Genomic DNA, 13858 nt, shown 5'->3' with positions numbered 1-13858 from the left:
CCGCCTTTTTCCGCCGAGACCCCGACATGCAAATTGCTCTGGCCCCCATGGAGGGGCTGGTCGACAACATCCTGCGCGACGTGCTGACCCGTGTGGGCGGCATAGACTGGTGCGTCACCGAGTTCATTCGGGTGTGCGACCGCCTGTTGCCGCCGGCTTCGTTCCACAAGCTGGCGCCCGAGCTGCGCCAGGGGGCGCTGACGGCTGCCGGGGTGCCCATGCGCGTGCAACTGCTGGGGTCGGACCCGCTATGCCTGGCGGAAAACGCCGCACTGGCCTGTGAACTGGGCGCGCCGGTCATCGACCTGAACTTTGGCTGCCCGGCCAAGACAGTGAACAAGTCCCGCGGTGGCGCCGTGCTGCTCAAGGAGCCGGAGTTGCTCCATGCCATCGTGCATGCCGTGCGCCGCGCGGTGCCTGCGCATATCCCGGTAACCGCGAAGATGCGCCTGGGCTTCGATAGCCCGGCCGGCGCGCTGGATTGCGCCATGGCGCTGGCTGACGGCGGCTCGGCGCACCTCGTGGTGCATGCGCGGACCAAGGTCGAGGGCTACAAGCCGCCCGCCCATTGGGAGTGGGTGGCGCGGGTGCATGACGTGGTCAAGGTGCCCGTGTTTGCCAATGGCGAGATCTGGACCGTGGACGACTGGCGGCGTTGCCGTGAAGTCAGTGGTGCCGAGGACATCATGCTTGGCCGTGGGCTGGTTTCGCGCCCTGACCTTGGCCTGCAGATAGCCGCGGCGCGGGATGGGCGTGATTACCAGCCGCTGGGCTGGCAGGACCTGCAGCCGCTGCTGCGCGAGTTCTGGCGCCAGGCCCAGGCCAAGCTGTCACCGCGTTATGCGCCTGGCCGACTGAAGCAGTGGCTGGCCATGCTGACCCGTAGTTACCCAGAGGCGGTGCTGCTGTTTGCCGAGTTTCGCCGCGAGGATGACTGTGCGCGCATCAGCCGGTTGCTGGGCTGTGAGGCGGTGGCCGAGGCCTGTGTTGCCTGATCGGCCATCGCCCGTTCAACCTCTGCAGATTTTTTCAATTTACCCCCTTGAAAGCCTTTGTCTCGTCCCTATCTCTTGAGTACGCGATGCCGAATTCGGGTCGCGCAATGACTTACTTGCTGATACTCAGGAGTTTATGACCATGACTACCGCTTTCTCTCTTGCTCCACTGTTCCGTCATTCCGTTGGCTTCGACCGCTTCAATGACCTGTTCGAATCCGCGGCCCGTAATGAGGCTGGTAGCAGCTACCCGCCCTACAACGTGGAAAAGCATGGCGATGACCAATACCGTATCGTGGTTGCCGCAGCCGGTTTCCAGGAGCAGGACCTCGACCTGCAGGTCGAAAAGGGTGTCCTGACCGTTATCGGTGGCAAGCGTGACAATGGCGACGCTGAAGTGACCTACCTGCACCAGGGTATCGCGCAGCGCGCCTTCAAGCTGTCGTTCCGCTTGGCCGACCACATTGAAGTCAAGGCTGCCGGCCTGGCCAATGGTCTGCTCAGCATCGACCTGCTGCGCATCGTGCCTGAAGAAGCCAAGGCCAAGCGCATCCCGATCAACGGCGACAAGCCAGCGCTGAATTGATGGGATCGTTCTAAACAAGGGCATCTTTGGGTTAATGCCTGCGTTACTGGGGCTGCTTTGCAGCCCTTCGCGGGCACGCCCGCTCCCACAGGTTTAGCGCTGAACTCAAGATGTGGGAGCGGGCGTGCCCGCGAAGGGTCGCAAAGCGGCCCCAAATTGCTTAACTGGCTGGCATTGACCTTCGGGTCCCCTTTTTTTGCCTGGCCCCGCGAAAGCGGCCACACCGGGGTTCCAGTCAGTAATCCGCCGGTGCTTCCAGCAACATCTGCCGGAACTCCGCCAACGGCAACGGCCGGCTATGCAGGTAGCCCTGGTACAGGTAGCACCCCAGTTGCTCGAGAAACTCCAGTTGCTCTGTCAGTTCTACCCCTTCGGCAATCACCGCCAGGTCCAGGCTGCGGGCCATGGCGACGATGGCACGGACGATTTCCGCATCGTTCGGGTCGACCGTCGCATCGCGCACGAAGCTCTGGTCGATCTTCAGTGCATCGACCGGTAAGCGCTTCAGGTACGTCAGCGACGAGTAGCCCGTGCCGAAGTCATCCATGGCGAAACTCACCCCATAGCGCTTGAGCTCGCGCATCTTGCTGATGGTGTTTTCCAGGTTCTGGTTGACGATGCCCTCGGTGATTTCCAGCTTCAGCATCTTGCGGGGCAGACGGTAGTCGTCGAGGCTGCGCAGTACCCGCCCCACGAAGTCGGCCTGGCGGAACTGCCGCGGGCTGATGTTCACGCACAGGCTGAAGTCGTCGGCGTCGATCAGGCCGTCCGTCAGCATGCGCGCGCAGGCGTCGCAGGCCTCGTCCAGGATCCAGCTCCCCACTTCCAGAATCAGCCCGCTTTCCTCCAGTACCTGGATGAACTGCGCGGGTGGCTGCTGGCCAAGTTGCGGGTGGTGCCAGCGCAGCAGCACCTCGGCACCGACGATGCGGTTGTCACGGGCATCCACCTGCGGTTGGAAGTGAAACGCCAGTTCGCCGCGGGCCAGGGCCAGGCGCAGGTCGTTCTCCATGCGCAGGCGTTCGCTGGCGGCCTTTTGCATGGTGGTGTGAAACAGCTGGGTAGTGTTGCGACCGGAATCCTTGGCCCGGTACAGGGCGATATCGGCGCGTTTGAGCAGGTCGGCCGGGGTGGCACCATGGTCGGGGATCAGCGCCACGCCGATGCTGGGCGTGACCTGCAGGCGCTGGCCATCCAGCGACATGGGCTCGGCCAGCAGCTCGCGCAGGGTGTCGGCCAGTTCGCGCACTTGTGCTTCCACCAATTCTCGGCTGCCTTCCAGGCCACTGAGCAGCACCACGAACTCGTCGCCGCCCAGGCGCGCCACGGTGTCTTCCAGGCGCACGCTGGCTTCCAGGCGCGCGGTAATGATCTTCAGCACCGCGTCGCCCACCGGGTGGCCCAACGAGTCGTTGATGTGCTTGAAGTGGTCAAGGTCGAGGAACAGCAGCGCGCCGCGCAGGTTGTGGCGCTTGAGCAGGGCGATCTGCTGGCTGAGGCGGTCCATCAGCAGGGCGCGGTTGGGCAGGTTGGTCAGCGGGTCGTGGTAGGCCAGGTGCCGGATCTGCGCCTGGGCGTTCTTCTGCTGGCTGACGTCGCGGGCGGTCAGCAACAGGCAGTCCACTTCATTGAGGGTGATCCGCTCGACCGACACCTCCACGGTCAGGATATCGCCGCGCTTGTTGCGCCCGAGCATCTCGCGGTGATGAACCCGACCGCGCTCGCGCAGTTCGGCGAGCAAGGCGCCGCGTTGCTTGTCATCGGCCCAGATGCCGATTTCGTACACCGTCTGGCCCACCACTTCCGCAGCGCTATAGCCGGTCAGGCGGCAGAAGCCATCGTTGATTTCCAGGTAACGGCCACTGTTGCATTCGGTGATGGTGATGGCGTCAGGGCTGGAGTGGAAGGCCTTGGCGAACTTTTCCTCGCTGGATTTCAGGGCCGCTTCGGCGCGTTGCTGTTGGGTGATGTCGCGCAGGGTGGTCACGCTGCAGGGCTGGTCGTCGACAGTAATCAGGCGGCTGGAGATCACGCACGTCAGGGGCGCCCCACTGCGGTGGTTGACGACCACGGCGACATTGCTCAGCGCCTGTTCGCGGATCACCCGTTCGATGCGTTGCGCACGCTCGGTGGATTCGGCCCACAAGCCGATCTCCTCGGCCGTGCGGCCAAGCACTTGCTCGCTGCTCCAGCCGAAGTTCTGGGTGAAGGCCGGGTTGATCTCGATGAACTGGCCAGTGTCCTGGCGGGTAACGCAGATGGGGTCGGGGCTGACCTGGAACAGGCTGGCGAACTTCTCCTCGGAGGCGCTCAGGCGCTGCTCGCGTTCGACCTGGTCGGTAATGTCGAGCAACGTGCCGGCCATGCGCAGCGGGTTGCCCTGGTCGTCCCGGTAAAGCCGGGCGCGGCTCTCGATGTAGCGCGAAACGCCGTTTTCCAGCTGCACCCGGTAGGTGATCTGGTAGTTGCCGGCAGGACCTTCGCGCAGGCTTCGGTAGGCCTGGCGCATCGAGTTGCGCTCTTGTTCCGGTACACCCTCGAAGAAGGCGTCGAACGACTCGTGGAAAGGAATCGGCGGCAGGCCGTGCAACTGCGCGGCGCGGGCCGAGCCATAGAGCATGCCGCTGGGGATATGCCAGTCCCAGGTGCCCAGCTGCGCCGAGTCCAGGGCCAGGTCCAGGCGCTCCTGGCTGTCTTTCAGGGCCTGCTCGGCGCGCTTGCGCTCGCTGGTGTCGACGAAGGTGCTGATCAGGAAGGTCACGCCTTCCAGTTCGATGCCCTGGGTGCAGAGAATGCCGTCGTGCACCTTGCCGCTGATGGCCCGGAACTGGACCTCCATGATCTGCGGGTCGCCGTTGGCGCGGGTCGACTCGATCACCTGCTGACGCTGCTCGGGGTTGACCCACAGGCCCAGCTCCAGACTGGTCTTGCCGATGACCTGGCTGCCAGGCCAGCCGAACATGTCTTCGAAATGCTGGTTGACCTCGAAGATCATGCCGTCGTGGCGGCGGGAGAGCAAAATGGCGTTGGGGCTGAGGTGGAACAGCGTGGCGAAGCGCTTCTCCGAGTTGATCAATGCCGCTTCCCGCTCGCGCTGGCGGGTGATTTCACGCACCACCCCGATCATCTGTGGCCGGCCATGCTGGTCGTGGGTCAGGCTGCCGTTGATCTCCAGCCAGTGCAGGCTGCCGTCCGGCCAGCGGATGCGGTGGCGCATGGCGCGTTCCACCGGCTCGCCGTTGAAAATCGCCTGGAACACCTGGCGGGTACGGGCGCGGTCCTCTTCGGGCAGCAGGTCGAGGTAATCGGCATCGGCGGGCAGCGGGCGCTGGGGGTCGAAGCCGAACAGCGCCTGGGTACCGCGTGACCAACTGACACGGCCGCTTTCGATATCCCATAGCCAGGCACCCAGGCGTGCGCCGTTGAGCGCGGCCAGCAATTGTGGGGCGTTCTGCCAGGCCTGCTCGGATTCCTGCGGGTCGGCCGCAGGTATTCGCGGCAGGCGCAAAAAGCGGTTCACTGTTTTGGGCATCGGTACCAGACCTTTGGCGTAAGACGCGTCCTTGGAGTTGGAAATACCGGGCTGACGGCCGCTCAGGCGGACCCTGCGTGGCTGTCGAGCAACGCCATGAACGCCCTGGCCGCGTTCGACAGCGTACGCTCCGTGTGCAAAATGTAGCCTAGCTGGCGCGACAGCTGTATGCCGGGCAAGGCGATGGGTGCAACCTGTTCATCGAGCATGGTGCGCGGCAGCACGCTCCAGGCCAGGCCGATCGATACCATCATCTTGATGGTTTCCAGGTAGTTGGTGCTCATGGCGATGTTCGGCGTCAGGCCCTGGCTTTCGAATAGGCGCTGGACGATATGGTGGGTAAACGTGTTGCCACCGGGGAACACCGCCGGATGGCGGGCGACATCGGCCAGGCTCACTGCCTGGTTGTTGGCCAGCGGGTGCTCGGGCGCGGCGACGAAATCCAGGGCGTCGTCCCATACCGGTACCGCCTTGACCAGGTGGTGCGGCTCGGGCGCCAGGGTGATCACGGCAATTTCGGCGCGGCCATGCAGAATCTCGTCGTAGGCCTGTTCTGAATCCATGAACTGAATATCCAGTGCTACTGCTGGGTATTGGCGGGTGAACGCCCGTAAAAGCGGGGGCAGGCGGTGCAGGCCGATATGGTGGCTGGTGGCCAGGGTCAGCCGACCAGTCACCGCCCCGTTCAGGTTGGTCAGCGCCCGTCGGGTATCATCAAGGACGTTAAGGATCTGGTAAGCGCGGGGCAGCAGTGCCCGCCCGGCCTCGGTCAACGTCACTTCGCGCCCCAAACGGTCGAACAGGCGTACGTCCAGCTGCTGCTCCAGGCCCGCGATGCGCTTGCTGATGGCGGGCTGGGTCAGGAACAGGCGTTCCGCTGCCCCGGAAAAGCTGCCGCTTTCCGCAATAGCGATAAAGGCACTAAGGTTGGCCAGGTCCATGGTTTGGTATTCCTTTTGGCTATCCAAAGCATAAAAATTATGAATTTGAGTTATTCAATCTAACCCCATAGCATCGTCCATACAAGCCAAGGGGTTTTTGGCATAGAAAGACGCTGATGAGGAACAGTCTGATGGCTGGCAAAACGCTCTACGACAAACTCTGGGAAGCCCATGAGGTCAAGCGCCGTGATGACGGCTCGTCCCTGATCTACATCGATCGCCACATCATCCACGAAGTGACATCGCCCCAGGCCTTCGAAGGCCTGCGCCTGGCCAACCGCAAACCATGGCGCATCGACGCCAACATCGCGACGCCGGACCACAACGTGCCAACTACGCCGGAGCGCAAGGGCGGCATCGAGGCCATCGTCGACCAGGTGTCGCGCCTTCAGGTGCAGACCCTCGACGAGAACTGCGACGAATACGGCATCGTCGAATTCAAGATGAACGACGAACGCCAGGGCATCGTCCACGTCATCAGCCCGGAGCAAGGCGCCACCTTGCCGGGCATGACCGTGGTCTGCGGCGACTCGCACACCTCGACCCACGGCGCGTTCGGGGCCCTTGCCCACGGTATCGGCACCTCCGAGGTCGAGCACGTGCTCGCCACCCAGTGCCTGGTCGCCAAGAAAATGAAGAACATGCTGGTCCGGGTGGAAGGCGAGCTGCCGGCCGGCGTCACCGCCAAGGACATCGTCCTGGCCGTGATCGGCAAGATCGGCACCGCCGGTGGCAACGGCCACGCCATGGAATTCGCCGGCAGCGCCATTCGTGCGCTGTCGATGGAAGGCCGCATGACCATCTGCAACATGTCCATCGAAGCCGGTGCCCGTGTGGGCCTGGTGGCCACCGACGCCACTACCGTTGCCTACGTCGAAGGGCGCCCCTACGCGCCGAAGGGCGAGCAGTGGAAGCAGGCGGTCGAGGCGTGGAAAGACCTTGTGTCGGATGACGATGCGGTGTTCGACACCGTGGTCGAGCTGGATGCCAGCCAGATCAAGCCGCAGGTCAGCTGGGGCACTTCGCCCGAGATGGTCCTGGCCGTCGACCAGCGCGTACCGGACCCGGCCGCCGAAGCCGACCTGGTCAAGCGCGGCTCGATCGAGCGTGCCTTGAAGTACATGGGGCTGACGGCCAACCAGGCCATCACCGACATCAAGCTGGACCGCGTATTCATCGGCTCGTGCACCAACTCGCGCATCGAAGACCTGCGCGCGGCGGCGGAAATCGCCAAGGGCCGCAAGGTGGCCGCCAGCGTCAAGCAAGCCATCGTCGTGCCGGGTTCGGGCCTGGTCAAGGCGCAGGCCGAACGTGAAGGCCTGGACAAGATCTTCCTCGAAGCCGGTTTCGAATGGCGTGAACCAGGCTGCTCGATGTGCCTGGCGATGAACCCGGACCGCCTGGAGAGCGGCGAGCATTGCGCGTCCACCTCCAACCGCAACTTCGAAGGCCGTCAGGGTGCCGGTGGGCGTACGCACCTGGTCAGCCCGGCCATGGCCGCCGCTGCCGCGGTAGCCGGTCATTTCATCGATGTTCGCGAGTTGATCCAAGGGAGCGCAGCATGAAAGCCTTTACCCAGCACACTGGCCTCGTCGCGCCGTTGGACCGTGCCAACGTCGACACCGACCAGATCATCCCCAAGCAGTTCCTCAAGTCGATCAAGCGCACCGGCTTTGGTCCGAACCTGTTCGACGAGTGGCGTTACTTGGACGTGGGCCAGCCCTACCAGGACAACAGCAAGCGCCCGGTCAACCAGGAGTTCGTGCTCAACTACCCACGCTACCAGGGTGCCAGTGTGTTGCTGGCGCGGGAGAACTTCGGTTGCGGCTCCAGCCGCGAGCACGCCCCCTGGGCGCTGGACGAGTATGGCTTCCGCAGCATCATTGCGCCGAGCTTCGCTGACATCTTCTTCAACAACAGCTTCAAGAACGGCTTGCTGCCAATCATCCTCAGCGATGAGGAAGTGGACGAGTTGTTCAAGCAGGTGGAAGCCAACCCGGGCTACCAGCTGACCATCGACTTGCAGGCCCAGGCGGTGACCCGCCCAGACGGCAAGGTGCTGCACTTCGAGATCGATGCCTTCCGCAAGCACTGCCTGCTCAACGGCCTGGACGATATCGGCCTGACCCTGCAGGACAGCGATGCGATCAAGGCCTTCGAAGGCAAGCACCGTGCTGCGCAGCCTTGGCTGTTCCGGGATGCCTGAATGATGTAGCCGGGTTTGCTGGCCTCATCGCCGGCAAGCCAGCGCCCGCAGGGCTCCCACAACTTTCAGGCTGTGGTGCTCCTGTGAGCGCTGGCTTGCCGGCGATAGCGCCCCTAGAGCCAACCCAGAACCAAAAGGATCGAGACATGACCAGCAGCCAACACACCGACGTGGTCCAACGCCAGTTCGGCGAACAAGCCAGTGCCTACCTCAGCAGCGCCGTACACGCCCAGGGCAGTGAATTTGCCTTGCTCCAGGCCGAACTGGCAGGGCAGGGCGCCGCCCGTGTGCTGGACCTGGGCTGCGGTGCCGGGCATGTCAGCTTCCACGTTGCGCCGCTGGTCGCCGAAGTGGTCGCCTACGACCTGTCGCAGGCCATGCTCGATGTGGTCGCCAGCGCCGCTGCCGAGCGCGGCCTGGGCAATATCATCACCGAACGCGGCGCGGCCGAACGCCTGCCGTTCGGCGATGCATCGTTCGACTTCGTTTTCAGCCGCTACTCGGCCCACCACTGGAGCGACCTGGGCCTGGCCTTGCGCGAAGTGCGCCGGGTGCTCAAGCCAGGCGGCGTGGCGGCGTTCATCGATGTGATGTCACCGGGCAGCCCGCTGCTCGACACCTACCTGCAAACGGTCGAAGTGCTGCGCGACACCAGCCACGTGCGCGATTATTCCGCCGCCGAATGGCAGCGCCAGGTTAGCGAAGCCGGTTTGCACGTGCGCAGCCACACCCGCCAGCCGCTGCGCCTGGAGTTTTCCAGCTGGGTCGAGCGCATGCGTACCCCCGAGCCGATGCGCGTGGCTATCCGCCAATTGCAGCAAGCCATGGGCGAAGAAGTACGGCAGTATTATCAGATCGACAGCGATGGCTCGTTCAGCAGCGATGTACTGGTGCTGTGGGCAGAGCGATAAGTTTTTTTCGGTGGGGCCCGCTTGGCCACGCCGTGTGAATGGATAGAGGAAAGCATGAGCAAGCAGATTCTGATTCTCCCAGGTGACGGTATCGGGCCGGAAATCATGGCCGAAGCGGTCAAGGTGCTGGAGCTGGCCAACGACAAGTTCCAGCTCGGTTTCAGCCTGGCCCACGATGTGATCGGTGGCGCTGCCATCGACAAGCACGGCGTGCCCCTGGCCGACGAAACCCTGGAGCGTGCGCGCAAGGCCGACGCGGTCTTGCTGGGCGCGGTGGGCGGGCCGAAGTGGGACAAGATCGAGCGTGATATCCGCCCGGAGCGCGGCCTGCTGAAAATCCGTTCGCAACTGGGCCTGTTCGCCAACCTGCGCCCGGCCATCCTCTACCCGCAACTGGCCGACGCGTCTTCGCTCAAGCCCGAGATCGTTTCCGGCCTGGACATTCTCATCGTTCGTGAGCTGACCGGCGGTATCTACTTCGGTGCCCCACGCGGCCAGCGGGAACTGGAAGGTGGCGAGCGCCAGGCCTACGACACCCTGCCGTACAGCGAAAGCGAAGTGCGCCGCATTGCCCGTGTCGGTTTCGACATGGCCCGCGTGCGCGGCAAGAAACTGTGCTCGGTGGACAAGGCCAACGTGCTCGCTTCCAGCCAGCTGTGGCGCGAAGTGGTCGAAGACGTGGCCAAGGACTACCCGGATGTGGAACTGAGCCACATGTACGTGGACAACGCCGCCATGCAACTGGTGCGCGCCCCCAAGCAGTTCGACGTGATGGTGACCGACAACATGTTTGGTGACATTCTGTCGGATGAAGCTTCCATGCTGACCGGGTCCATCGGCATGCTGCCTTCGGCCTCGCTGGATGCCGACAACAAGGGCATGTACGAGCCTTGCCACGGCTCGGCCCCGGACATCGCCGGCCTGGGTATCGCCAACCCACTGGCGACCATTCTGTCGGTGTCGATGATGCTGCGTTACAGCTTCAATCAGTCGGCCGCCGCCGAGGCGATCGAGAAGGCCGTGAGCCTGGTTCTGGACCAGGGGCTGCGCACGGGCGACATCTTCTCGGAAGGCTGCACCAAAGTTGGTACGCAGGAAATGGGCGACGCAGTAGTCGCAGCCCTGCGGAATCTGTAATCTCTCTGGCCCGCCACCCCACATTCCTGGTGGCGGCCCACTTTTAGCAAAGGTGTAGTTGCGATGAAACGTGTAGGTCTGATCGGTTGGCGCGGTATGGTCGGTTCCGTGCTCATGCAGCGGATGCTGGAGGAGCAGGACTTCGACCTTATCGAGCCGGTGTTCTTCACCACCTCCAACGTGGGTGGCCAAGGCCCGAACGTGGGCAAGGATACAGCGCCGCTCAAGGACGCTTATTCGATTGAAGAACTCAAGACCCTCGACGTTATCCTGACCTGCCAGGGCGGCGACTACACCAACGAGGTCTTCCCCAAGCTGCGTGAAGCCGGCTGGCAGGGTTACTGGATCGACGCCGCCTCGTCCCTGCGCATGCAGGACGACGCGGTCATCATCCTCGACCCGGTCAACCGCAAGGTCATCGACCAGCAGCTGGACGCCGGTACCAAGAACTACATCGGCGGCAACTGCACTGTCAGCCTGATGCTGATGGGCCTGGGTGGCCTGTTCGAAGCTGGCCTGGTCGAGTGGATGAGCGCCATGACCTACCAGGCAGCCTCGGGCGCTGGCGCACAGAACATGCGTGAGCTGATCAAGCAGATGGGTGCTACCCACGCGGCCGTCGCCGACGACCTGGCCAACCCGGCCAGCGCCATTCTCGACATCGACCGCAAGGTCGCCGAGGCCATGCGCAGCGAAGCGTTCCCGACCGAGAACTTCGGCGTACCGCTGGCTGGCAGCCTGATCCCGTGGATCGACAAGGAACTGCCGAACGGCCAAAGCCGTGAAGAGTGGAAGGCCCAGGCCGAGACCAACAAGATCCTCGGCCGCTTCAAGAGCCCGATCCCGGTCGATGGTATCTGCGTGCGCATCGGCGCCATGCGTTGCCACAGCCAGGCGTTGACCATCAAGCTGAACAAGGATGTGCCGATTGCCGATATCGAAGGCATGATCAGCCAGCACAACCCTTGGGTGAAACTGGTGCCTAACCAGCGTGAAATCAGCATGCAGGAGTTGTCGCCGACCAAGGTCACCGGCACCCTGAACATTCCGGTTGGCCGCCTGCGCAAGCTGAACATGGGCTCGCAGTACCTGGGCGCCTTCACCGTGGGTGACCAGCTGCTGTGGGGCGCTGCCGAGCCGCTGCGCCGCATGCTGCGGATTCTGCTGGAGCGTTGATCGTTCTGGTTCGTCCGAAAACCCGTGCTGGCAACAGCACGGGTTTTTTGTTTGGCGCCAGCTGCTGCAGCCTCCGCGAACCACCGCTGGCCCCGCCAAGCAGTCTGCTACCGCAGCTGGCCCAACCAAGCTGAAGCCGTCACAGACAAAACCCTGCAATCCGAGTAAAGTGCCGCCCCCGCCGTTTTCTGCAAGAGGATCCCTGCCATGACACACCCATTGGACATCGCCGTCGTCGGCGCCACCGGCAGCGTCGGTGAAGCCTTGATACAGATCCTCGAAGAACTGGATTTTCCCGTGGCGACCCTGCACTTGCTCGCCAGCATGGAGTCTGCCGGCAGCAGCGTGATGTTCGCCGGCAAGAAACTGAAGGTTCGCGAAGTCGACAGCTTCGACTTCGGCCAGGTCAAGCTGGCGTTCTTCGCCACTGGCGCTGCGGTCAGCCGCAGCTTTGCCGGCAAGGCGCTGCAAGCCGGTTGCACGGTGATCGACCTGTCCGGTGGCCTGGACGACGCCCTGGCGCTGGTGCCCGAAGCCAACGCCGAGCGCATCGCCGGCCTGGCGCTGCCCGCGCGAATTGTCAGCCCGTGCTCGGCTGCTGTCGCCTTGGCCGTCGCCCTGGCGCCGCTCAAGGGCCTGCTGGAAATCGAGCGTATCCAGGTGATGGCCGCACTGGCCGTTTCGGCACAAGGCCGCGAGGGCGTCAGCGAACTGGCCAGGCAAACTGCCGAACTGCTCAATGCCCGGCCGCTGGAGCCACGCTTCTTCGACCGCCAGGTAGCGTTCAACCTGTTGGCCCAGGTCGGTGCCGCCGACGATCAGGGCCATACCGCGCTGGAGCGCCGCCTGGTCAACGAGCTGCGTGTGCTGCTGGGCCTGCCTGAGCTGAAGATTTCCGTGAGCTGCATTCAAGTACCGGTGTTTTTCGGCGATAGCTTCAGTGTGGCCGTGCAAAGCCGTCACCCGGTCGATCTGGCCGCGGTCAACCAGGCCCTGGAGGCTGCCGACAGTATCGAACGGGTGGAAAATGATGACTATCCAACCCCGGTTGGTGACGCAGTCGGGCAAGACGTGGTCTATGTTGGTCGTGTACGGCACGGTATTGATGAACAGCAGCAGCTCAACCTCTGGCTGACCACCGACAACGTGCGCAAAGGTGCCGCGCTCAACGCTGTGCAAGTGGCGCAATTGTTGATTAAACACAGGCTGTAAAAGATACTGGCCAGCACTTTTGTCCTGCTCCGCATGCAGGTTTCGGGACGATTCATACAAGGGAAGAGGTCATGCTTCGAATTCGCAAACTGGTTCTGGCCATGGCTGCAGCTTCAGCGCTGTCGTCTGGCATGGCGAATGCGCTGGGCCTGGGGGAGCTGACCCTGAAGTCGGCACAGAATCAGCCGCTGGACGCCGAGATCGAATTGCTCGACGTGCGCGACCTCAAGGCCGCCGAAGTGGCACCCAGCCTGGCGCCTGCGCAAGAGTTCAGCAAGGCCGGGGTGCCATTCGCGGCCTACCTCGAAGACCTCACCTTCACGCCGGTCATCAACCCCAACGGCAAAAGCGTGCTGCGGGTGACCTCCAGCCAGCCGCTGCCTGGGCCCGTGGTCAAGTTCCTGGTCCAGGTGATGTGGCCGCAGGGCCGCCTGCTGCGTGACTACAGCGTGTTGCTCGACCAGGCCCAGGCCCAGGGCGACAAACCGGCTGCTGGCAATCTCAACCCGGCCAGTACCGCTGCCAGCAGCTACACCACCCAGCGTCGCGACACGTTGTGGCAAATTGCCGCTCGCAACACCCAGGGCGGTTCGATCCAGCAGACCATGATCGCCATCCAGGCCCTGAACCCGGATGCCTTCATCGGCAATAACATCAACCAGCTGAAGGTTGGCCAGGTGCTGCGCCTGCCCGACCAGCAGCAGGTTCAGAGCATCGCCCAGGCCGAGGCCAACCGTGAGGTGGCCGAGCAGTACGCGGCCTGGCGTGAGGGCCGTCGGTTGGGCCCGCGGGCCCGTCAGCTGGACGCCACTCGCCGTGGTGCCGCCGACGCCGCCCCGGCGCGTGTTGCCCAGGGCGACAACCTGCGCCTGGTCAGCCCGGGCAACCAGGCGGGGGCCGACCAGGCCAAAGCGCTAAGCGACAAGCTGGCGGTGGCGCAGGAAAGTCTCGATACCAGCCGCCGCGACAACGACGAACTCAAGAGCCGCATGAGTGACCTGCAGAGCCAGCTGGACAAGCTGCAGCGTCTGATCGACCTGAAAAACGACCAGTTGGCGCGTCTTCAGGCGCAGGGTGCCGCCACGCCGTCCCCGGCAGGCGTCGCCCCGGCGCCCGCGCCGCAAGCCGCGTCAGCGCCTGCGGCAGGTGGCGAGCCGAGCGG

11 protein-coding genes are annotated in these 13858 nt (G+C 63.8%); 9 read left to right on the top strand and 2 right to left on the bottom strand.

Features of this window, described 5'->3' with window-relative positions:
* The first annotated feature begins 26 nt into the window (after positions 1–26).
* Together B3361_RS04350 and B3361_RS04345 are read left to right on the top strand one after the other, a co-directional pair.
* A complete protein-coding gene (locus B3361_RS04350; RefSeq protein ID WP_286920120.1) occupies positions 27–995 on the top strand; it encodes a tRNA dihydrouridine synthase in 969 nt (322 codons plus the stop codon).
* A gap of 142 nt (positions 996–1137) precedes the next feature.
* Entirely contained in the window at positions 1138–1581 is a 444-nt protein-coding gene (locus B3361_RS04345; RefSeq protein ID WP_009685045.1) for an Hsp20 family protein, read from the top strand.
* A gap of 235 nt (positions 1582–1816) precedes the next feature.
* Here B3361_RS04345 and B3361_RS04340 read toward each other — a convergent pair whose 3' ends face one another.
* Positions 1817–5113 (bottom strand): PAS domain S-box protein, encoded by a 3297-nt coding sequence (locus tag B3361_RS04340; protein ID WP_286920119.1) that lies wholly within the window; start codon positions 5111–5113, stop codon positions 1817–1819.
* Between the two features lie 62 nt (positions 5114–5175).
* Positions 5176–6054: a LysR family transcriptional regulator gene (locus B3361_RS04335; protein WP_054905866.1), complete on the bottom strand. Its 879-nt coding sequence runs from the start codon at positions 6052–6054 to the stop codon at positions 5176–5178.
* Positions 6055–6185: 131 nt separating this feature from the next.
* Here B3361_RS04335 and leuC point away from each other — a divergent pair, with 131 nt between their 5' ends.
* From leuC to B3361_RS04300, 7 genes are all read left to right on the top strand, one after another.
* On the top strand, positions 6186–7619 hold the full coding sequence (gene leuC, locus B3361_RS04330; protein ID WP_009681665.1) for a 3-isopropylmalate dehydratase large subunit: 1434 nt from the start codon (positions 6186–6188) through the stop codon (positions 7617–7619).
* Positions 7616–8260, top strand: coding sequence for a 3-isopropylmalate dehydratase small subunit (gene leuD, locus B3361_RS04325; protein ID WP_009681664.1), 645 nt, complete (start codon positions 7616–7618; stop codon positions 8258–8260). Before leuC ends, leuD begins: the two co-directional genes overlap by 4 nt.
* A 146-nt stretch (positions 8261–8406) precedes the next feature.
* Positions 8407–9171, top strand: a complete 765-nt coding sequence (locus B3361_RS04320; RefSeq protein ID WP_054905867.1) for a class I SAM-dependent methyltransferase — start codon at positions 8407–8409, stop codon at positions 9169–9171.
* A gap of 54 nt (positions 9172–9225) precedes the next feature.
* Complete coding sequence (leuB, locus tag B3361_RS04315) at positions 9226–10308, top strand: 3-isopropylmalate dehydrogenase (protein WP_009681662.1); 1083 nt, start codon at positions 9226–9228, stop codon at positions 10306–10308.
* A 63-nt stretch (positions 10309–10371) separates the two neighbouring features.
* Positions 10372–11484 (top strand): aspartate-semialdehyde dehydrogenase, encoded by a 1113-nt coding sequence (gene asd / locus B3361_RS04310; protein ID WP_029887368.1) that lies wholly within the window; start codon positions 10372–10374, stop codon positions 11482–11484.
* Between the two features lie 207 nt (positions 11485–11691).
* Positions 11692–12696 carry an aspartate-semialdehyde dehydrogenase gene (locus B3361_RS04305; protein WP_054905868.1) on the top strand — a complete coding sequence of 335 codons (1005 nt, stop codon included), beginning with the start codon at positions 11692–11694 and terminating at the stop codon, positions 12694–12696.
* Positions 12697–12767: 71 nt separating this feature from the next.
* A partial coding sequence (locus tag B3361_RS04300; RefSeq protein ID WP_286920118.1) for a type IV pilus assembly protein FimV occupies positions 12768–13858 on the top strand: 1091 nt, incomplete at its 3' end.

Origin of the sequence: Pseudomonas sp. UBA6699 (assembly GCF_002454615.1) — a bacterium.
Classification (GTDB): domain Bacteria; phylum Pseudomonadota; class Gammaproteobacteria; order Pseudomonadales; family Pseudomonadaceae; genus Aquipseudomonas; species Aquipseudomonas juntendi.
This window is presented reverse-complemented; position numbering and strand designations above follow the sequence as displayed.